This is a genomic window from Flavobacterium sp. (genome assembly GCF_043779715.1).
GTDB lineage: Bacteria > Bacteroidota > Bacteroidia > Flavobacteriales > Flavobacteriaceae > Flavobacterium.
Window position 1 is genome coordinate 1 of sequence record NZ_JAYWDT010000082.1, and the last position, 20,416, is coordinate 20,416.

19 protein-coding genes are annotated in these 20,416 nt (G+C 32.1%); 5 read left to right on the forward strand and 14 right to left on the reverse strand.

The window, feature by feature from the left end:
* Positions 1–74: 74 nt before the first annotated feature.
* The 13 genes from ACH2BG_RS04225 to ACH2BG_RS04285 all read right to left on the reverse strand — a co-directional run bounded on the left by ACH2BG_RS04225 (position 75) and on the right by ACH2BG_RS04285 (position 11,729).
* Positions 75–1,154, reverse strand: coding sequence for an HlyD family secretion protein (locus tag ACH2BG_RS04225; RefSeq protein ID WP_395046472.1), 1,080 nt, complete (start codon positions 1,152–1,154; stop codon positions 75–77).
* A 33-nt stretch (positions 1,155–1,187) separates the two neighbouring features.
* Positions 1,188–2,510, reverse strand: a complete 1,323-nt coding sequence (locus ACH2BG_RS04230) for a TolC family protein (RefSeq protein ID WP_395046473.1) — start codon at positions 2,508–2,510, stop codon at positions 1,188–1,190.
* Positions 2,500–3,123, reverse strand: a complete 624-nt coding sequence (locus tag ACH2BG_RS04235; RefSeq protein ID WP_395046474.1) for a TetR/AcrR family transcriptional regulator — start codon at positions 3,121–3,123, stop codon at positions 2,500–2,502. Before ACH2BG_RS04235 ends, ACH2BG_RS04230 begins: the two co-directional genes overlap by 11 nt.
* 128 nt (positions 3,124–3,251) lie before the next feature.
* Positions 3,252–4,013 carry a tryptophan synthase subunit alpha gene (gene trpA, locus ACH2BG_RS04240; RefSeq protein WP_395046475.1) on the reverse strand — a complete coding sequence of 254 codons (762 nt, stop codon included), beginning with the start codon at positions 4,011–4,013 and terminating at the stop codon, positions 3,252–3,254.
* A 33-nt stretch (positions 4,014–4,046) separates the two neighbouring features.
* Entirely contained in the window at positions 4,047–5,228 is a 1,182-nt protein-coding gene (trpB, locus tag ACH2BG_RS04245; protein WP_395046476.1) for a tryptophan synthase subunit beta, read from the reverse strand.
* Between the two features lie 27 nt (positions 5,229–5,255).
* The gene (locus ACH2BG_RS04250; protein ID WP_395046477.1) at positions 5,256–5,855 is read right to left on the reverse strand and encodes a phosphoribosylanthranilate isomerase; all 600 of its coding nucleotides are present in this window, start codon (positions 5,853–5,855) and stop codon (positions 5,256–5,258) included.
* Positions 5,856–5,864: 9 nt separating this feature from the next.
* On the reverse strand, positions 5,865–6,644 hold the full coding sequence (gene trpC, locus ACH2BG_RS04255; protein ID WP_395046478.1) for an indole-3-glycerol phosphate synthase TrpC: 780 nt from the start codon (positions 6,642–6,644) through the stop codon (positions 5,865–5,867).
* A 2-nt stretch (positions 6,645–6,646) separates the two neighbouring features.
* Positions 6,647–7,639 (reverse strand): anthranilate phosphoribosyltransferase, encoded by a 993-nt coding sequence (gene trpD, locus ACH2BG_RS04260; RefSeq protein ID WP_395046479.1) that lies wholly within the window; start codon positions 7,637–7,639, stop codon positions 6,647–6,649.
* A 69-nt stretch (positions 7,640–7,708) separates the two neighbouring features.
* Positions 7,709–8,284 carry an anthranilate synthase component II gene (locus ACH2BG_RS04265; protein ID WP_395046480.1) on the reverse strand — a complete coding sequence of 192 codons (576 nt, stop codon included), beginning with the start codon at positions 8,282–8,284 and terminating at the stop codon, positions 7,709–7,711.
* A gap of 84 nt (positions 8,285–8,368) precedes the next feature.
* Positions 8,369–9,769, reverse strand: a complete 1,401-nt coding sequence (locus ACH2BG_RS04270) for an anthranilate synthase component I family protein (RefSeq protein WP_395046481.1) — start codon at positions 9,767–9,769, stop codon at positions 8,369–8,371.
* 279 nt (positions 9,770–10,048) lie between these two features.
* A complete protein-coding gene (locus ACH2BG_RS04275) occupies positions 10,049–10,615 on the reverse strand; it encodes a YceI family protein (RefSeq protein ID WP_395046482.1) in 567 nt (188 codons plus the stop codon).
* A gap of 26 nt (positions 10,616–10,641) precedes the next feature.
* The gene (locus tag ACH2BG_RS04280; RefSeq protein ID WP_395046483.1) at positions 10,642–11,274 is read right to left on the reverse strand and encodes an NAD(P)H-dependent oxidoreductase; all 633 of its coding nucleotides are present in this window, start codon (positions 11,272–11,274) and stop codon (positions 10,642–10,644) included.
* A gap of 2 nt (positions 11,275–11,276) precedes the next feature.
* Entirely contained in the window at positions 11,277–11,729 is a 453-nt protein-coding gene (locus ACH2BG_RS04285) for a MarR family winged helix-turn-helix transcriptional regulator (RefSeq protein ID WP_395046484.1), read from the reverse strand.
* A 138-nt stretch (positions 11,730–11,867) separates the two neighbouring features.
* Here ACH2BG_RS04285 and ACH2BG_RS04290 point away from each other — a divergent pair, with 138 nt between their 5' ends.
* Complete coding sequence (locus tag ACH2BG_RS04290) at positions 11,868–12,179, forward strand: rhodanese-like domain-containing protein (RefSeq protein WP_395046485.1); 312 nt, start codon at positions 11,868–11,870, stop codon at positions 12,177–12,179.
* Between the two features lie 75 nt (positions 12,180–12,254).
* On the opposite strand, the gene ACH2BG_RS04295 is transcribed toward ACH2BG_RS04290, so the two are convergent.
* Positions 12,255–12,938, reverse strand: a complete 684-nt coding sequence (locus ACH2BG_RS04295) for a cell division ATP-binding protein FtsE (protein ID WP_395046486.1) — start codon at positions 12,936–12,938, stop codon at positions 12,255–12,257.
* Positions 12,939–13,091: 153 nt separating this feature from the next.
* Between ACH2BG_RS04295 and ACH2BG_RS04300 the strand changes: the two genes are divergently transcribed.
* The 4 genes from ACH2BG_RS04300 (at position 13,092) to ACH2BG_RS04315 (ending at position 20,126) form a co-directional block, all read left to right on the forward strand.
* Positions 13,092–16,103 carry a tetratricopeptide repeat protein gene (locus ACH2BG_RS04300; protein ID WP_395046487.1) on the forward strand — a complete coding sequence of 1,004 codons (3,012 nt, stop codon included), beginning with the start codon at positions 13,092–13,094 and terminating at the stop codon, positions 16,101–16,103.
* A 60-nt stretch (positions 16,104–16,163) separates the two neighbouring features.
* Entirely contained in the window at positions 16,164–17,927 is a 1,764-nt protein-coding gene (locus ACH2BG_RS04305) for a TonB-dependent receptor (RefSeq protein WP_395046488.1), read from the forward strand.
* Positions 17,928–18,014: 87 nt separating this feature from the next.
* Positions 18,015–18,464, forward strand: a complete 450-nt coding sequence (locus ACH2BG_RS04310) for a hypothetical protein (RefSeq protein WP_395046489.1) — start codon at positions 18,015–18,017, stop codon at positions 18,462–18,464.
* Between the two features lie 33 nt (positions 18,465–18,497).
* Positions 18,498–20,126 (forward strand): amidohydrolase, encoded by a 1,629-nt coding sequence (locus ACH2BG_RS04315; RefSeq protein WP_395046490.1) that lies wholly within the window; start codon positions 18,498–18,500, stop codon positions 20,124–20,126.
* Positions 20,127–20,416 lie beyond the last annotated feature (290 nt).

The window sequence follows — 20,416 nt, forward strand, 5'->3', positions numbered from 1 at the left end:
CCACAGATTTAAAAGATTCAAAAATATTTTTTTTTAGTAATCTGTGAAAATCATTTTAATCTGTGGCTAAAAAACTATTTAATGTGAACATCTACATCGACATTCATTCCTGGACGTAATAATTTTACTTTTGCACCTTCATTATTTGCGTCAAGGCTAATTTTTACTGGTAAACGTTGGATTGTTTTAACAAAATTCCCTGTGGCATTGTCTGGAGGCAGAATAGAAAATCGGGCGCCAGTTGCTGGTGAAAAAGAAGTTATTGTTCCGTTGAAATCTGTGTCAGGAAAAGCATCTACTTTTACAGTTACTTTCTGACCTTCGACCATTTTACTTAATTGTGTTTCTTTAAAATTTGCAATTACCCAAACTTCCTGATTGTTGATGATATAAAATAATGATTGTCCTGGTTGAATAAACTGTCCTGGTTGAACTGCAATTTTTGATACTTGTCCGTCAATTGAAGCGGTAACAACCGTATAATTTAAGTTTAGATTTGCAGCATCTAAAACAGCTTGTGCACGTTTTATATTTGCAGCAGATACTTCGGCTTGTTTTGATGATACATTAGATCTTGATGAAGCCACAGTTTTTTGATAATTAGAGGCTTTTTGTTGTTCTTGTAAAATTCGCAATTGGCTTTGAGCCTCTAATTTTGTTGCTTCAGCTTGCTCAAATTGTTGTTTTGTAATTGAATGATTTTTGTACAAGTTATTGTAACGATCATAATCATTTACAGCTCTGTTTAATCTGATTTTTGCAGTTTCGATATTTCCGCTTGCAGATTGAACATTTGCATCAGATACAGAAACATTTGCTTGTGCTGTTCCGATATCTGCTCTTGAAACGGCATAACCTTGTTCAGCACCAATTAAAGCTGCCTTTGCCTCTTCGACTTTTATAATATAATCTCTGGTATCGATAGTAAATAGGGTATCGCCTTTCTTTACAAATTGATTGTCTTGTACAAATACTTTGGTAACATAACCTGAAACCCTAGGAATTATTGGATTCATGTTTTTTTCTATTTGAGCATCATCCGTGGTTTCGTGAGCTAATGAATGTATGTATTTGTAAACTCCGTAAGTTCCTCCTAAAACTATTAGAACTGAGAAAATAAGTATGAATTTTTTGTTTGTTTTTTTCTTTTCCATTATGATATAATATTTAGTTTTTAGTCCCGATAGCTATCGGGAGAATGAGTTAATTAGTTTTCCTTCTGCAAATTGCAATTGGTAATATTTTAAAGCAATATCTGCTTGAGATAATGCCAGATTTATTTTGGTTTGTAGTTGTTGCACATCAGCTTCCAATAAATCATTAGTCGTAGATAAACTATTGTCGTATTTGTCTTTTACAATTCGGTAGTTTTCAGTTGCTTGTTCAACCGCTTGTGTGTAAACTACATTTTGTTTTAAAGAAAGGTTGTAGTTTTCTTGAGCTTCGTGCGTTTCTTCTTTTATTTTATTGGTTAAAATGGCAACCGCCGTTTTGGTTTGTTCCGATTTGCTTTTGGCTAATTTTACTTCTTTACCGTTTTTGAAAATTGAAGCCAAATCATAACTTAATCCAACTCCAACATTCATCGCATTACTAACTTTTATGACATCTTTCAAATCGAAAGCGATATAACCGCCTACTAATGCTAATGAAGGATAATAACCACTTTTTGCTATTTTTATAACAGCTTCTGAAGCTTTTTGTTGGTAACTTAAGGCTTCCAAATCATTTCTTTGACCGCTTGTTTGTATGCTTTGATTTTTTACCATATCGCTTTTGATGGTTTCAATATCGATATCGATTAGAGTATTTTCTGGCAATTGTAAGACTGTAACCAATTGATAGTTAATTACATTTGCGTTTTTTCTTGCAGTATCTAACGAAAGTTGAATATTTGATTCTTGTAATTGTGCTTTCAATAAATCATTTCGAGCCATCAATCCATTATCTACCATGGCAGAAAAATCTTTGGTGCGTTGCTGGGCACTTTTCAAATTATCTTCAATTAGTGTTGCTGTTTGTTGTGATTGAAACAATTTGGCAAACAATTCGACCACATAAATACTCAATTGTTCTTTTGTATTCGCAGCGTTTGCTGTTTCGGCTTTATACATGTTCTCGGATGCAGAAATGCTGTTTTTTAACTTAAATCCATTAAAAATTGGCATCGAAACATTGGCTTGACCTAAAAATAATTGACTTACTTTGATAGGTGAAGAACCTTCGCTAGAAGAGCCAGAGCCACCCATTTTTATTTTCGAATCAATATTGGCATCTGTTAGTTGCAAAAATTGTCCAGAAATTTTTAAACTTGGATATTGGTTGTTTTTTATGATTTCCATTTCCAGTTTGGAAGTGGTTGCTTTCATATTGGCTAATACAGCCTCGTTACTATTGGTCGTAACTAGTGAAATGGCTTCTTTGAGAGAGAGAATTCTTCTTTCTTGCGCATATCCAAAAGTGATTCCTAAAAAAGAAATGACAATTAATAATTTTGCTTTAATTTTCATAAACTAAAAGTGCTTTAATGGTTTGTTGTATGTGTTTTGTTAAATCATTATAGATGTAATTATCAAAATCTTCAGGAGTTTTCAAGTTAAATAAATCGGCATAAAAAGGTTTATTCATCTGAAAATGAAAATAAGTTCCCATAATAGTTGGTGGAATTAAGGGAATGTTGACGTTTTTTGTGAATAAACCTTTAGATTGACCTTCTTCGATAATATTTTTCAAAATCTGTAAATTGTATTTCTTAACTTCATTGAAAGCTTCATAATTAATATCTCTTTTTTTAGAAGTAATTTCAAAATGAATAATCTGATACATGCCACAATTTTTATTAATTCTGGTAATATATAATTCGATTAATTTGTCAATTTTTTCAAAAGGCGATAAGTTTTCTTTGTGAAGATTTTCTATTTGTAATTGTAATCCGGAAATTCGGTTGATAATTAATGCTTCTAGTAATTTTTCTTTTGAACCAAAGTAATACGAAATCATGGCAATATTGATATTTGCTTCTTTAGCTATATCTCTTATTGATGTTCCGTCAAAACCATGTTCCGAAAATAGCTTTTCAGCAACTAAAAGAATTTCAATTTGTTTGTCATTAAAATCTGTCATGAGTATTGATTTTTTTTAAACCGACACAAAATTAAACAAATGTTTAAATTAAACGTTTGTTTAATTTTTAATTAACATTTTTTTAACAAATTTATTTTAACATTTTTTAAACTTAAGAATAGGTTTTTTTAAAGAATTTCTGAAACAAATTTACTAATACTAGAAACTCCATTTCCTGTCAAATTTTTAATAAAAGCACTTCCAATAATTGCTCCTTTCGCAAATTCGGTTGCTTGATTGAAAGTTTCTTTGTTATTAATTCCAAAACCTACAATTTGTGGATTTTTAAGATTCATCTCCGAAATTCTTTTGAAATAATTGGTTTGAATAGTTCCAAATTCAGAGGAGCTTCCAGTCACGGAAGCCGAAGAAACCATATAAATAAACCCATTGGAAACCGAATCGATATATCTAATTCGCTCATCAGAAGTTTGTGGCGTGATTAGAAACACATTTATTAAGCCATGTTTTTCGAAAGTTTCTTTGTAGTTTTCGGCATAAATAGCGACAGGTAAATCTGGAATTATAAGTCCGTCGATTCCTATTTCTTGACATTTTCTGCAAAAATTTTCTATCCCATATTGCAAAATAGGATTGAAATATCCCATGATTAGTAACGGAATTTGAAGGGTTTGACGAATGTTTTCCAGCTGTTTGAAAAGCAATTTTGTAGTCATTCCGTTTTCTAAAGCTTGAGTCGAACTTTCTTGTATGGTTGGTCCATCGGCTAAAGGATCGCTAAATGGCAAACCAATTTCAATCATATCAACACCTGATTTTTCTAAATCTTGAATAATTTGAACTGTATCGTTTAGGTTAGGATATCCTGCCGAAAAGTAAATGGAAAGTATCTTTTTGTCTTCTTTTAATTTTTGATTTATTCTGTTCATGTGAATTGTTATTTATTTTGCGGTAACGCCCAACTATAATTTAAAATAATCGATATAAGTGTTCAAATCTTTGTCTCCACGACCAGAAAGATTGATGACTACAATATCTGTCGGTTTGAATTTTTTCTTATCTAAAATAGCAAAGGCATGCGCGCTTTCTATAGCGGGAATTATACCTTCGGTTTGAGACATTTTTATGCCCCAATTCATGGCTTCCTCGTCTGTAATTGATATAAATTCAGCTCTTTTTGTTTCGAATAAATGAGCATGCATTGGACCAACTCCTGGATAATCTAATCCTGCGGAAATAGAGTAGGGTTCGGTAATTTGCCCGTCAAGACTTTGCATTAACAGGGTTTTGCTTCCATGAATAATTCCAATTTTTCCTAATGCTGAGGTTGCAGCACTTTCCCCAGAATCGATTCCTTTTCCTGCGGCTTCGACAGCAATTATGCTTACTTCTTTTTCGTCAAGAAAATGATAAAAAGTGCCAGCTGCATTGCTTCCGCCACCAACACAAGCGATGACATAATTTGGATTTTCACGACCTTCTTTTTCTAATAATTGTGCTTTTATTTCTTCGGAAATGACACTCTGAAAACGCGCCACCATATCTGGATAAGGATGTGGACCAACCACAGATCCGATAATATAATAAGTGTCTATTGGGTTGTTTATCCAATCTCGAATGGCTTCGTTTGTAGCATCTTTTAAGGTTTTTGAACCCGATGTTGCGGGACGGACTTCGGCACCTAACATTTTCATTCTCGCTACGTTTGGCGCTTGTCGTTTAATGTCGATTTCGCCCATATAAACAATACATTGCAAACCCATGAGTGCACAAACCGTAGCAGTTGCAACTCCGTGTTGTCCTGCACCTGTTTCGGCAATAATACGGGTTTTTCCTAGTCGTTTTGCTAATAGAATTTGTCCAATAGTATTGTTCACTTTGTGCGCACCTGTATGACACAAATCTTCTCTTTTTAGGTAAATTTTTGTGTTGTATTCGGCTGATAATCTTTCAGCAAAATAGAGTGGAGTAGGGCGGCCTACGTAATCTTTTAGCAAATCATGAAATTCTTTTTGAAAAGATTCTTCTGCTGTTATTTTGAGATAATTTTGTCTTAATTCTTCTACATTTGGATAGAGCATTTCGGGAATGTAAGCTCCTCCAAAATTGCCGTAAAATCCTTTTTCGTTAACGTGAAAACTCATTGTGTTTAAAGTTTAAATGTTTAAAGTTTACAAGTTATTCTTGAAACTTTTTAATAATTCAATATTTTTTAATCCTGCTTCGAGTTCAAATTTGCTGTTTACATCGATGGCGTAAATAGGTAAATTTAATTTCTTAATATTTTCAATTTCATCTAATCCAATTCCTCCGCTAAGGAAAAATGGTTTTCTAGAATGGTATTTTTCTAATATTTGCCAATTGAAAGTTATTCCGTTTCCGCCTGGTAATTTCCCTTTGGTATCAAATAAGAAATAGTCGCAAGCATTTTCAAATGGTTCTAATGCTGAAAAATCGAAATCATCATTTACAGAAAAAACTTTTATGACTTGAATATTTTTTTCCTTTAAATTTTTACAAAATTCAGGACTTTCATTTCCATGTAATTGAATAACATCTAAATCGTATTTTTCTATTTTTGAAATTATTTCTTCTAAAGTTGCATCTACAAAAACGCCTACTTTTTTTATTGATTTATTGATTTTTGGAATTTCTCCGTCAAAATAGCGACTGGATTTCTCCCAGAAAATAAAGCCGAGAAAGTCTGGAAGTAATTGGCTTACTTCGGGAATGTTTTCGGGATATTTCATTCCGCAGATTTTAAGTTTCATCTTTTTAGTTTATAATTGTTTGATAAAATTTGAAGCGGCTTTTCCTGGATTATCTGTTTTCATAAAGTTTTCGCCTATTAGAAATCCTTTATAACCATAAGGTTTTAATTCGTTTATAGCTTCGATTGATGAAATGCCACTTTCGGAAATTTTCACAAATTCATCTGGAATTTCTGAGGCTAGTTCTTTGCTGAAATTTAAACTGACTTCGAATGTTTTTAGGTTGCGATTGTTTACGCCAATCATATCTAAAGTTGGCATAATCGATTTTTGTAATTCTTCGAGATTATGAACTTCTAACAAAACTTCTAAACCTAGAGATTGAGCAAATTCCGATAAGTTTTTAATTTCCTCACGAGTTAAAACTGCTGCAATGAGCAAAATTAAATCGGCTCCATGTGCTTTTGCTTCTAAAATTTGATATTCATCAATAATAAATTCTTTTCGCAAAAGCGGTATATTTATAGATGCTCTTGCTAATAATAAATCATCTAGTGAGCCACCAAAATATTTTGTATCGGTTAAAACAGAAACTCCACAAACTCCAGCATTTTGGTAGCCTTTAACAACTTCTTCTACCGAAAAACTATAATTTATTTCCGATTTAGATGGAGACCGTCTTTTATGCTCAGCGATAATTCCAGAATTACTATTTCGTAAAATTTTACTCAAAGAAATGGTTCTACTTCCAAAAAGTATTGCGTTTTCTAGTTGTAAAACTGGAATAATCGACTTTTTGAGTACTACTTCATTTCTTTTGTCGAAGATGATTTTATCTAAAATATTCATTTTTATAAACTTAATTGTTGTAATTTTTTCAGAGCTTCTAAGCCTTTTCCTGATAATAGACTTTCTTTTGCTAATTCGAATCCTTTTATTGGCGATAGGTTGTTTACTGTTGCAATTGCCATTCCAGCATTGGCACAAACCACATTATTTTGTGCTTCGGTTCCTTTTCCTGAAATAATTGTAAGAAACATTTGAGCTGATTCTTCTATTGTTGTTCCACCTTGAATATCCGTTTGTGATAAAATATCAACTCCAAAATCTTCTGGTCTTAGCATTCCTTCCATTTTATTGGTAATGGTTTTAGTATTTCCAGTTAAAGAAATTTCGTCGTAACCATCTAAACTGTGTAAAATGGTATAGTTCGTTTCTGTGTTTTGATATAAGTAACTGTACATTCTAGCCAATTCGAGATTGAAAACACCAACCAATTGGTTTTTAGGAAAACTCGGATTAACCATTGGTCCCAACATATTAAAAAAGGTTTTTACGGCTAATTCTTTTCTTATTGGCGCTACGTTTTTCATAGCTGGATGAAAAAGTGGTGCATGTAAAATACAAATCCCTGCTTGGTCAATGCATTTTTCTAAAAAATTATTATCGTTGCTGAATTTTACACCCAAATTTTCCATGACATTACTTGAACCAGAAATAGAAGAAACGCCGTAATTTCCATGTTTTGCTACTTTTACTCCAGCTCCAGCAGTTACAAAGGAAGCCAATGTCGAAATATTGAAAGTGTCTTTCCCGTCGCCACCAGTTCCGCACAAATCGATGGTATTATAAGCAGATAAATCAATAGGAATACACAATTCTAATAATGCTTCTCGGAATCCTGCGAGTTCATCGATAGTAATATTTCGCATCATATAAACGGTTAGAAAACTGGCTATTTGACTCGGATTGTAATCTCCATTGGAAATATTTACCAATATATTTTTGGCTTCTTGCTTAGAAAGCGTTTCGTGGTTGATGAGTCTGTTGAGTATATTTTTCATTTGTCTTTATTTAGCCAAAAGGCATTAGTTATTAGTCACAAGTCTTGACTTATGCCTTTTTACTTTTGGCTATTGCCTTGAGTTAACCCAATTTTCTAATATTTTTTTCCCGTTTGGTGTGAGCACACTTTCTGGGTGAAATTGTACGCCACGAACATCGTAAGTTTTGTGACGCAAAGACATGATTTGTCCGTTTTCATCGGTTGATGTAATTTCTAATACATCTGGAAAATCAGTAGTATTAACAACCCACGAATGATAACGTCCTACTTCGATTTGTTTTTCTAAACCATCAAAAAGATTTTCGTTATCAACTAGAATATTTACATTTGTTGCCACTCCGTGATACACTTTTTCAAGATTAATAAGGCTTCCGCCAAAAACTTCTCCTATGGCTTGTTGTCCTAAACAAACTCCCAAAATGCTTTTTGTAGGCGCATAGATTCTAATGACTTCTTTGAGTAAACCAGCTTCGTTTGGAATTCCTGGACCTGGAGAAAGTAATATTTTATCGAATTTTTTTATTTCATCAATATCAAATTCATCGTTGCGATATACTGTTACTTCGCAGTTTAAATCTTCGAGATAATGTACTAAATTGTAAGTAAAACTATCGTAATTGTCTATGACTAGTATTTTTTTCATTTCTTTTTATTGAAGGATTAAATGATTGAAAAATTGAAAGATTCTATGTGCTTGAAATCTTGAAATTTTTGAATCTTTAAATTATTAAATTTCTTCGGCTAATTCTAATGCTTTGTCTAATGCACCTAATTTGTTATATACTTCTTGTAATTCACTTTCTTCAATGGAGTTATTTACAATTCCAGCTCCAGCTTGATAATGTAATTGGTGGTTTTTGCTCAAAAAAGTCCGAATCATAATAGCGTGATTAAAGTTACCTTCAAAATCCATAAAACCTATTGCGCCTCCGTAAAAATTTCTATTTGTGTTTTCATATTTTTCGATAAGTTCCATTGCTTTATATTTTGGAGCACCAGATAAAGTACCGGCAGGAAAAGTATCAGCTACGACTTGCATTGTAGCCGAATTTCCGTGCATTTGTCCTGTAACTTTAGATACTAAATGAATGACATGAGAGAAAAATTGGACTTCACGATATTTTTCTACTTGAACATGATGACTTTGTCTGCTTAAATCATTTCGGGCTAAATCGACTAGCATCACATGTTCGGCATTTTCTTTTTTATCTTCGGATAATTTTTTAGCTAGAATGGCATCTTGTTCATCGTTTCCAGTTCGTTTGAAGGTTCCTGCGATTGGGTGAATCTCTGCTTTTCGATTTTTGATGACTAATTGAGCTTCGGGCGAAGAACCCATTATTTTGAAATCTCCATAATCAAAAAAGAACAAATACGGAGACGGATTTATACTTCGTAAAGCACGATACACATTGAACTCATCACCTTTAAAACCTTGTGTAAATCGTCGTGATAATACTAATTGAAAAACATCTCCACGAGAACAATGTTTTTTAGCTAAAGTTACGTTGTTTCTAAATTCGTCATCGGTCAAATTTGATTTTTTATCATCGTTTTTAGTGAAAGAATAAGCAGGTAAATTGCGTGTTTGTAACAATTGCTCGATTTCATTAATATTATTTTCATCATTTAATGAATGGCAAAAAATATATGCTTCGTTTTTGAAATGATTGATAGCAATTATATTTTGATAAACAGCGTAATAAATATCTGGAATTTGTAAATCGTTTTCCTTCTTTGAAATTTCTATTTTTTCGAAATAACGTACAGCATCATAAGAAATATAACCAAATAATCCATTATTAATGAATTTGAAATCATTGTTTTCAGATTTAAATTGGGATGTAAATCTTTCAATTTCCTTTGGAATGTTGGTTTGATTCTCAATTTGAATTTTTTCTGAACTTCCATCAGGAAATGATTTGAAGATAGTTTCATGTTCTATTTTTATCGAAGCAATAGGATTGCAACAGATATAAGAAAAGCTATTGTCATTTGCATGATAATCGCTACTTTCTAACAATAAGCTGTTAGGGAATTTGTCACGGATTTTCAGATAAATGCTTACTGGCGTGATAGTATCAGCAAGAATTTGTTTGAATTTCGTTTTAAGATTATAAGTTTTCATAATGATATTTTCGGTTTTTGCATAAAAAAAAGGCTTGTCGTGATTGACAAGCCTTTTTATATATTTTGAGTTTAAAAAATACAATATAGAGGATTAGTTCACGACGTTTGACGTAAATTGTTCCACCACCAAGTATTGTTTAAAAATGTATTCATGTTCTTAATTGAATGTCAAAAGTAGTAATTAAATTGTTACTTGCAAATATTCTTTCATTATTTTGTAAAAATAAAAAAACCTCGAAGATTGCTCGACGAGGTTTGTGTTGTTTTTGTGAGAGAATTAGAATTTCAAGCTTACGTTTAATTCGAATTCATCATCAATTGCTTTGTCAGCTAATGCTCCAAAGTTTTTAGAACCATATTTGATGTCATATTTAGTTCTGTCTACCATAAATTTTGCATTTGCAACACCTTTATTAGCTACTAAATCGAAAGCTACTGGAGCAGTTTTTCCTTTAATAGTCAAATCGGCAATAACAGCATATGTGTTTTTTGATTTTACTCCAATAGTTTTGAATACTAATGTTGCAGTTGGATTTGCTTCTACACCAAAGAAATCATCAGCTTTTAGGTGTCCGTCTAATTTACCTTTCCATTCACCTTCTAAATCGGTTGTGTTTATAGTTTTCATGTCAACAACAAAGTTCCCACCTACTATTTTTGAACCTTTAAATACTAATGCACCTTCTTTTAGTGTAATATCACCATTGTGCTGACCACCTACTTTTTTAGCTAACCAAAGTACTTTACTTTTAGAAACGTCTACTTTTTTTGTTGTTTGAGCTGAAGCTGTCAATGTGCTTACTGCTACAATTACTGCTAATGCAATTGATTTTAAATTTTTCATTTGTTTTAAATTTGAATTGTTAATAATTAAATAGTTATAAATAAATCTTCGTTCGATTTTCTTACTTTTTTGTAATGTTGTGTGGCATCTTCTTCGTGACGATATCCTACGGCTGCAATAACTGCTGTGTTAAGATTTAGTTTGTCTAAACCTAAGATTTCGTTGTATTGTTTTGGGTCGAAACCTTCCATTGGCGTAACATCTATTTTTAGTTCGGCAGCAGCATTAAGCAAGTTTCCCAAAGCTAAGTAAGTTTGTTTTGCCGTCCAAATATTTTTTACTTCTTCAGGTAACGGAGTTATTGCACCTTTCATAAAATCGCCATAACCCGATAATGCATCGATAGGTAAATTTCTAGTTTGAGCTATATTTTGTAGGTAAGAATCTATTTCTGTTACTCCAACATTGGTTTGATTTGCAAATATGATTAAGTGCGATGCATCAACAATTTGGGATTGTCCCCAAGAAGCTGGTTGTAATTTTGCTCTTATTTCTGGGTTTTCAACAATGATAACTTTATAAAGTTGTAATCCGTAGGAAGATGAACTTAAACGAATTGCTTCTTTAAGTGTTTCTAAATCTGTTGTTGATACTTTTTTTGCAACATCAAATTTTTTGGTAGCGTAACGCCAGTTCTGATTTTCAATAAATTTGCTCATAATTAATTTCGGTATTTTTCTAATAAATTGTTTAATTGTTCTAATTCTTCGACTGTTAGTTTGTTTGCAAAATATTTCTCGTGTTCTATAACAACAGGATCAAGTTCTGCTAACACATCTAACCCTTTTTGAGTAATTAGAACTTCTATTTTTCTTCTGTTTGCGGGACATTCGCTGCGAGTAACCATTTGTTTCAGGAGTAATTTATCAATTAGTCTTGTTGTATTACTGTTTTTTGCAATCATTCTTTCCTGAATATCACACATGTTTACAGGTTTTCCTTTTTGTCCTCTTAATATTCGCAACACATTATATTGTTCTCCGGATAAATCGTAAGGTTTTATTAGTTCCTGAAAATTATCGTGTAAAACATTTTTTGTAAATGAAATATTAAGCAATACTTTTTTAGCAATATCAATAGGAATGGTACTTTTTATTTCGTCTTCTATTTTCATAGTTTTTATTACTAAATTTGTATATACAAATGTATGACTATTTTTCATTTGTATATACAAATGTGTATTAAATTTTTGTTAAATTATTTTTAACAAATTTTGCATTAGATTTTATTATTTTTGATAAAAATTAAAAATATGAATTTATCACAAGAAGTGTGGTGGAAAAAAGCCCAAGAAGACGAAAACGCAGTAATCCTAGATGTTCGCACCGAAGACGAATGCAATGAAGGAATTATTCCCAACGCAATAACTATAGATATATATAAAGGACAAGCGTTTATTTATAAAATAGAAGAGCTCGACAAATCGAAAAATTATTATGTGTATTGCAAAGCAGGAGGAAGAAGCGCACAGGCTTGTAATATTATGAATCAATTGGGTTTTGAAACTACTTACAACCTTTTAGGCGGTATGATGGAATGGAATGGTCCTGTTGAAATAATATAACACCTAATTTATTAAACACGAATTCCACTAATTTTTATCAATTGAAAAAATTAGTGGAATTCGTGTTTAATATTTTTAAACCGTTCTCTGAACCACTTCAAAAATAGTTCCGTCTTCACATTTTAATGTTTTTGAAGGATATTTCATCAGTAAAGCATAATCATGAGTTGCCATGATAATTGTTTTGCCTTGGGCGTTTATCTTTTTTAGTAATTCTAGAATTTCGCCGCTGGTTTGTGGGTCAAGATTTCCAGTAGGTTCATCGGCAAGAATAAGTTCAGGATCGTTTAGCAAAGCACGAGCGATAGCAACACATTGTTGTTCTCCTCCAGAAAGTTGGTGTGGCATTTTGTTTGCCATACTAAACATGCCTACTTTTTTAAGAACTTCTTCAACTTTATAATCCATTTCTTGTACGTCTACCCAACCTGTGGCCTTTAGTACAAAAAGTAAATTGTTAGCTACAGTTCTGTCTGGTAATAATTTAAAATCCTGAAAAACCATACCAATTTTTCGACGCAAATACGGAATATCTTTATCTATCAATCCATTCAAATCATAATCTACAATGGTTCCTTCGCCATCAGAAAGAGGCAAATCGCCATAAAGTGTCTTCATAAAACTACTTTTTCCAGAACCAGTTTTACCTATTATATATATAAATTCACCTGGATTCACACTCAGATTTATATCGGAAATAATCTTATTTCCAGATTGGTATATGTTTACGTCTTGAAGTGATAAAATGGTTTTTGACATCTTTTGTAGAATTTTATTTCGTAAAAGTAGTAAGTTATGTTTCTTATTCAAAATAAAATTTGAGTTGTTATTCAATTTTGGATACTAAACCCCAATTTTCCTCGTTTTAAGAATAAGAAACTACTATATTTGAAATTCTAAAATAAGTTACCAATGCAAAAATATTTATTGTCACTTTTCGTATTTCTATTCTTTGGATTTACTTCGATATTTGCACAACAATCAGCAATTTATACTAATGATTTAGCAGATTATAATAAAGCTTTATCTTTATTTAATAACAAACAATACCAATCGGCACAAATACTTTTTGATAAGGTAAAGCAAGAAAATTCAAATCCAGAATTGGAAGCCGATTGTACTTATTATATAGCCAATTGCGCGATAAGATTAAATCAGAATAATGCTGATGAAAAAATGGAAAGTTTTGTAAAAAAATATCCAACAAGTACCAAGCAAAATTTAGCTTTTACCGAAGTCGCTACCTATTATTTCGAGCAAGGAAAATATCCACAAGCGTTAGAATGGTTTGATAAGGTTGATGAAAGTAGTTTGACGAAAGATGAATTAGATAAATATAATTTCTACAAAGGTTACAGTTTTTTTAATTCTGGAAAAAAGAAGGAAGCAACGCAATATTTCAACAAAGTGGTCAATTCGCAAGAATACGGTTCGCAAGCAAAATATTATTTAGGTTTTTTAGCTTATGAAGGTGACGATTACAAGGAAGCGACCAAATATTTTGATCAAGTTTCGGGCGAAGAAAAATACAAGGAAAAGTTGTCGTATTTTCAAGCTGATATGAATTTTAAACTTGGAAAATTCGATAAAGCAATCGAGTTAGGTAAAGCAGCAATGGTGAGTTCTAACGCGATGGAAAAATCGGAGTTGAATAAAATTATCGGCGAAAGTTATTTTAATTTAAAAAAATATAACGAAGCGATTCCGTTTCTAAAAGAATATAAAGGCAAAAAAGGGAAGTGGAATAATACCGATTATTATCAGTTAGGCTATGCTTTCTACAAGCAAAATGATTTCGAAAATGCCATTACGCAGTTCAATAAAATTATTGAGGGTAAAGATTTAGTAGCTCAAAATGCTTATTATCATTTGGGCGAAAGTTATTTGAAAACCGATAAAAAGCAGCAGGCTTTAAATGCCTTCAAAAATGCTTCGGAAATGATTTTTGACATCAAAATTCAAGAAGATGCCGCTTTAAATTATGCTCGATTGAGTTATGATATTGGGAATTCGTACCAAAGCGTCCCAGATGTTTTGAACGGTTTTATGACGAAATATCCATTAAATCCTAATAAACCAGAAATTGAAAATTTATTAATAAATTCTTATATCACTTCAAAAAATTATAAAGAAGCATTAACGTTATTAGAAAAAAACAAATCGTTTGGAAACAAAACAGCGTACCAAAAAGTAGCTTTTTATCGTGGTTTAGAATTATTTACAGATGGAAGTTATAAAGACGCATTAACAATTTTTAAAAAATCTATTGCCGAACAAAAAGACCCGAAATTTTCTGCTCGTGGCACATTTTGGAAAGCAGAAACGGAATATGTTTTAGAGGATTTTACCAATGCTTTATTAAGTTTCAAACAGTTTCTAGGTTATCCAGAAGCCAAAGAAACAACTGAATTTGCAAATGTAAATTATAACATTGCTTACAGCCATTTTAAGTTGAAAGAATACGAACAAGCGGGCAATTTTTTTCAGAAATATATCGAAGTTTCTAAAGATGATAAAACCCGCCTAACTGATGCTTACTTGCGTTTGGCCGATAGCCGATTTGTAACTACAAAATATTCAGCTGCACTGGAAGCGTATGATAAAGCCATCGTTCTAAAAACTGTCGATGCTGATTATGCTGCTTTTCAAAAAGCGATTTGTTATGGATTTATGGGTAAAAATGATAAGAAAATCAATGATTTTAACCAGTTTCTAAAAACGTATCCAAAATCACAATATCGTGATGATGCTTTGTTTGAACTAGCAAATACGTATACTGCCGAAAACGAAACAGCATCGTCTATAAAAACTTATGATCAATTGATTACCGAAAATAGTAACGGAAGTTACACATCTAAAGCGATTCTTCGTCAAGGTTTAATATATTATAATGCTGATAAAGATAATCAAGCATTAACCAAATTCAAAAAAGTGGTGGCTGATTTTCCAAAATCAGAAGAAGCACTAGAAGCAGTAAAAACGGCACGATTAATTTATGTAGATAACGGAAAAGTAGATGAATATGCTACTTGGGTAAAATCGCTCGATTTTGTCGAAATTTCTGATGCCGATTTAGATAACGATTCTTGGGAAGCTGCCGAAAAGCAATATTTGCAAGGTAATAACAAACAAGCTATTACGAATTTAAGTAGTTATATTAAGGCTTTCCCTAACGGAATACGCATTCTAAAAGCTAATTTTTATTTGGCAGAAAGCTATTTTAAAGAAGAATCTGCTAATTCAATTCCTTTTTATGAGTTCACAATTTCAAAATCTAGAAACGAATATACAGAGCAAGCTTTGTCACGATTATGTCAAATTTTCTTGAGAAATACAAACTATGTTAAAGCGATTCCTGTTTTACTTCGTTTAGAATCCGAAGCCGATTTTCCTCAAAATAAAACCTATGCACAAGCTAATTTGATGAAAAGTTATTATACAGAAAAGGACTATGCTAATTCAGTAATTTACGCCGAAAAAGTACTAGAAAACCCGAAAACAGAAGACAAAATTAAGAGTGATGCACAAATTGTTGTAGCTCGTTCGGCTATAAAAACGGGTGATGAAGGAAAGGCCAAAAGCGCTTATGCCAAATTACAGAAAATTGCCAAAGGAGAACTTGCTGCCGAGGCGTTGTTTTATGATGCTTATTTCAAAAATAAAGATTCAAAATTTGAAGATTCTAACAAAGTAGTTCAAAAATTAGCAAAAGATTATTCAGGTTATAAATATTTTGGTGCCAAAGGATTGGTAGTTATGGCAAAGAATTATTACGGATTAAAAGACAGTTTTCAAGCAACCTATATTCTAGAAAGTGTAATTAAAAACTTCACAGATTATGCAGATGTAGTGGAAGAAGCCAAAAAAGAACTTGATTTAATTAAAGCAGAAGAAGCCAAAACAAATTCGTCGATTTCTAAATAAAAACTCTGTGAATCTTTGTGTCATCTTCGAGTGACTTTGTGAAATAGCAATAAAAAATATATGAAAAATAAAATCATCATAATCCTACTTATAACATTCCAAATGGCTTTCGCCCAAAAGAAAGACGAAAACATTGGTACCGAAGTTGTAAACGTGGTAAAACCATATACACCAACCATTTCCGATGCTTTCAAAGTAATAGAAACACCATCATTAGACGATAACGAAACCAGCAAAAAAGAAGAAATCAATTATAAGATTTTTTCTTTTCCTGTGGCATCAACATTTACACCATCTAAAGGGAAAGCGGCTAGTGTCGACAAGGCAAAACAAGAGAAATTATTTTCCAATTATGCGACTTTTGGCCTTGGAAATTACGGAACTGTAAATACCGAATTGTTTGTTTCTCACGAGTTAGATAATTACCAATATGTAGGCGGAATGGTAAGACATCAATCGTCAGAAGGCGGCATCAAAAACGTAGTGTTAAATGATAAATTCTCAGAATCTTCTATTAATTTGATGTATGGTTATAATCGCCAGCAAACCAATTTCAAATTAGATTTAGGTTACAAACACGAAGGTTATAATTGGTACGGATTGCCTTTAGAAAATCCAAATTTTTATAATATTCGATTAGATACAGTAAATCCAAGTCATCAATATAATACAATTTTGCTAGGTTCAGAATTGGCTATTTCAGATAGTTTTTTTGAAAAAGCAAACCTGGATTTTATAGCTTTCTCAGATAATTACGGATCTAAAGAAAATCGATTTATAATCAAACCCGTTTTTAACTTTGATTTTGGTGATACTGCTGTAAAAGCAAAATTTAATGTTGATTATTTGAACACTAGTTTTGATACTTCCTATTTGCTGCAATATCCAGTGGCTGGAACAAGTACAAATATTCAAAAATCTAATTTAATATTTAGTGCCAATCCAAGTTATCAATTGCTAAAAGATGATTTATCGGTCGAATTGGGTGCGGAAGTAACTTTTTTATCAAGAATGAAAGATGTTTATTCAGGTATTAAAAATGAGTCTAAAAGTAGTTTCTTTATTTATCCAAAAGTAAAATTGTCGTATAAAGTAGTTGGCGATTTAATGATAGCTTTTGCAGGTGCTGAAGGAGGATTAACTCAAAATTCGTACGCAAATTTTGTAGACCAAAACAAATTTTTATCACCAACATTATTTATCGAACCAACCGACAAACAATATGATGTTTATGCAGGTTTAAGAGGAAAATTAGCAAGCACTTTATCATATAATTTGAAAGCATCTTATACTTCGGCAAAAAACCAAGCTTTGTTCAAAACCAACCCATACTTGTCAGCACCATCACAAAATTACAGTTACGGAAATTCGTTTGATGTCGTTTATGATAACATAAAAAACCTTTCGCTTTTTGGAGAATTGAAAGCCGATATAAACAAAAATATTTCTTTAGGTTTGAATGCTGAAGTAAATGATTATAAAACAACCTTTCAAGAAGAAGCATGGAATTTGCCAACAATAAAAGCATCTTTCACCACCGATTTTAACGTAGGTAAAAAATGGTATGCAGGAACGCAATTATTTTATGTAGGCGAAAGAAAAGATGCCTTTACCAATTATCAATTGTTTACTTTCCCAGATTCAGTGCAAACTTTAGATGCTTATTTCGATATCAATGCGCATATAGGTTATAAATACAACGAACGTTTTACAGCTTTCTTAAAAGGAAATAATCTTGCCAATCAAAGCTATAACCGTTGGTTAAATTATCCTGTGCAAGGTGCTCAAGTAATATTAGGAGCAAGTTATAAATTTGACTTCTAGACATTTTAGATTATTAGACTACTTAGATTATTAGATATCAAGTTAGTCTAATAATCTAAGTAGTCTAATAATCTAACAATCTAATAAATGATTTTCAAACAAAAAATCCACCAACAATACCTTCAACTTGTTCAAGATAAAATCGATGTTTTCCAAGATATGATTTCATCACTCACCGAAGATTCAAAAAATGATGCCAAAGGTTCAGCAGGAGATAAACACGAAACGGCGTTATCTATGATGCATATTGAGCAAGAAAAACTGACGCATAAACTCAAAGAATCAATAGAGCAAAAAACTATTTTAGATAAAATTGACACTTCGCAAATTCATAATAAAGTAGCAGTTGGCAGTTTAGTAAAAACCAATAATTTGATAGTTTATATCAGTGTAGCTTTGCCTAAAATCACTATCGAAACTCAAAATATATTTGCTATTTCCCCACAATCTCCATTAGGAAGTCAATTGATGGGAAATCAGGCTGGTTTTACATTTGAAGTAAATAATTCAAAATTCACCATTGAAACTATAGAATAAAATTATATTTTCGCTTCACAAAACAACTTCACAATGCAACTCAAACAACTGATTCTTTTCCTTTTTGTTTTTTCGACTACTATTCAAGCACAAAAAAAGCGTCTAGTCGATTTAATAGTTACAAATGCCAAAGTTTATACTGTAAATAAAAACTTCGATTCTGCTGAAGCTTTTGCTGTCAAAGACGGAAAAATTGTTGCCATTGGAACTTCCGCAGAAATCAATAAAAAATACAGTTCAAAAAACAATATAAATGCTACTGAAAAGTATATTTATCCAGGTTTTTACGATGCACACGCCCATTTTTATAGCTTCGGAATGAATTTGCAACGTGTCAATTTACGCGGAACCCAGAGTTTTCAAGAAGTAATAGATAAAGTAATCTCTTTCCAAAAAGAAAAAAATGTCAATTTTATTCAAGGAAGCGGTTGGGACCAAAACGATTGGAAAGTAAAAGAATTTCCAACGAAAGAACAGTTAGATAAATATTTCCCAAATACACCGGTAGCTTTAACTCGAATAGATGGTCACGCCATGCTAGCCAATAATAAAGCATTAGAATTAGCCGGAATAACAGTTAATACAAAAGCAGATGGTGGTCAAATTGAAATAAAAGAAGGAAAACTAACTGGGATTTTAGTCGATAATCCTATGGAATTAGTTTACAATATTATTCCAAAACAAAACAGAACAACGCAAATTATGGCTTTAAAAGATGCGCAAAAAGAAATGTTTAATTACGGATTGACAACCATCAATGAAGCTGGACTCGAAAAAGAAATTATAGATTTGATTGATAGCCTGCAACAAAAAAAAGTATTGGATATCAATATTTACGCTATGGTTGCCGCTTCAAAAACCAATGTTGATTATTATACTAAACGAGGGATTTACAAAACAGATAAATTAAATGTTCGTTCATTCAAGTTCATGGGAGATGGCGCTTTGGGTTCTCGTGGTGCTTGTTTGCACAATGAATATTCGGACAAACACAATCATTTTGGAGCATTGCTTTCACCAATTTCAGAAATAAAACAAATCGCAAAACAAATCGCAAATTCTGATTATCAAATGAATTCGCACGCTATTGGAGATTCTACAAATACTGTTTTACTGAATGTTTATAAAGAAGTTTTAACAGGAAAACCTAATCGCCGTTGGAAAATCGAGCATGCTCAAGTGATGCGTAAAGAAGATTTCGATTATTTCAAATTAGGAATCATTCCATCGGTGCAACCTACACACGCTACTTCCGATATGTATTGGGCTGAAGAGCGTTTGGGGAAAGATCGTGTTAGAAATTCGTATGCTTACAAAAAAATGCTCGACAAAGCTGGTTTGGTAGCGTTAGGAACCGATTTTCCCATCGAAGAAGTCAATCCAATGTACACTTTCTATGCTGCTGTGGCTAGAAAAGATTTAAAAAACTTCCCGGAAGGTGGTTTTCAAATGGAAAACGCACTTTCTCGTGAAGAAACGCTCAAAGGAATGACCATTTGGGCAGCGTATTCCAACTTCGAAGAAAACGAAAAAGGAAGTCTTGAAGTCGGAAAATGGGCCGATTTTACCATTTTTGAATCGGATATTATGACAATAAACCTTGAAGGAGTTCCTTATACCAAACCTGCCAATACTTACTTAAAAGGTAAACAAGTAAAATAACAATTAATCCCAAGCGAACTCCCTATAAAAATTGGAGAGATTTTTTAGAACGAATGTTTTGGGAATTGTCAGCAATCCTTTGTCCTGCTGTTCGCTGCAATCTGTCATTGCGAGGAACAAAGCAATCTTACCAGTGAGGATTCTTTTTCGCAATAACAGGATTTTCACTTCCATCAGGGTTAGTCAACCATTAATTTTAATTTTTGACACCTTTAGGTTACAAATTTTAACTTCAAAATCATTTTTTTAATCATTTTAGTTTCATTTATTAATAATAAATCTATTTATGA

What these genes read in the sequence shown, in the direction of transcription:
- ACH2BG_RS04225 (WP_395046472.1), bottom strand. Translation starts at nt 1,154, where the DNA reads ATGGAAAAGAAAAAAACAAACAAAAAATTCATACTTATTTTCTCAGTT.
- ACH2BG_RS04290 (WP_395046485.1), top strand. Translation starts at nt 11,868, where the DNA reads ATGAATTTATCACAAGAAGTGTGGTGGAAAAAAGCCCAAGAAGACGAA.
- ACH2BG_RS04275 (WP_395046482.1), bottom strand. Translation starts at nt 10,615, where the DNA reads ATGAAAAATTTAAAATCAATTGCATTAGCAGTAATTGTAGCAGTAAGC.
- ACH2BG_RS04280 (WP_395046483.1), bottom strand. Translation starts at nt 11,274, where the DNA reads ATGAGCAAATTTATTGAAAATCAGAACTGGCGTTACGCTACCAAAAAA.
- trpA (WP_395046475.1), bottom strand. Translation starts at nt 4,013, where the DNA reads ATGAACAGAATAAATCAAAAATTAAAAGAAGACAAAAAGATACTTTCC.
- ACH2BG_RS04250 (WP_395046477.1), bottom strand. Translation starts at nt 5,855, where the DNA reads ATGAAACTTAAAATCTGCGGAATGAAATATCCCGAAAACATTCCCGAA.
- ACH2BG_RS04300 (WP_395046487.1), top strand. Translation starts at nt 13,092, where the DNA reads ATGCAAAAATATTTATTGTCACTTTTCGTATTTCTATTCTTTGGATTT.
- ACH2BG_RS04315 (WP_395046490.1), top strand. Translation starts at nt 18,498, where the DNA reads ATGCAACTCAAACAACTGATTCTTTTCCTTTTTGTTTTTTCGACTACT.
- ACH2BG_RS04285 (WP_395046484.1), bottom strand. Translation starts at nt 11,729, where the DNA reads ATGAAAATAGAAGACGAAATAAAAAGTACCATTCCTATTGATATTGCT.
- ACH2BG_RS04230 (WP_395046473.1), bottom strand. Translation starts at nt 2,510, where the DNA reads ATGAAAATTAAAGCAAAATTATTAATTGTCATTTCTTTTTTAGGAATC.
- trpC (WP_395046478.1), bottom strand. Translation starts at nt 6,644, where the DNA reads ATGAATATTTTAGATAAAATCATCTTCGACAAAAGAAATGAAGTAGTA.
- ACH2BG_RS04310 (WP_395046489.1), top strand. Translation starts at nt 18,015, where the DNA reads ATGATTTTCAAACAAAAAATCCACCAACAATACCTTCAACTTGTTCAA.
- trpB (WP_395046476.1), bottom strand. Translation starts at nt 5,228, where the DNA reads ATGAGTTTTCACGTTAACGAAAAAGGATTTTACGGCAATTTTGGAGGA.
- ACH2BG_RS04270 (WP_395046481.1), bottom strand. Translation starts at nt 9,769, where the DNA reads ATGAAAACTTATAATCTTAAAACGAAATTCAAACAAATTCTTGCTGAT.
- ACH2BG_RS04265 (WP_395046480.1), bottom strand. Translation starts at nt 8,284, where the DNA reads ATGAAAAAAATACTAGTCATAGACAATTACGATAGTTTTACTTACAAT.
- ACH2BG_RS04295 (WP_395046486.1), bottom strand. Translation starts at nt 12,938, where the DNA reads ATGTCAAAAACCATTTTATCACTTCAAGACGTAAACATATACCAATCT.
- ACH2BG_RS04305 (WP_395046488.1), top strand. Translation starts at nt 16,164, where the DNA reads ATGAAAAATAAAATCATCATAATCCTACTTATAACATTCCAAATGGCT.
- ACH2BG_RS04235 (WP_395046474.1), bottom strand. Translation starts at nt 3,123, where the DNA reads ATGACAGATTTTAATGACAAACAAATTGAAATTCTTTTAGTTGCTGAA.
- trpD (WP_395046479.1), bottom strand. Translation starts at nt 7,639, where the DNA reads ATGAAAAATATACTCAACAGACTCATCAACCACGAAACGCTTTCTAAG.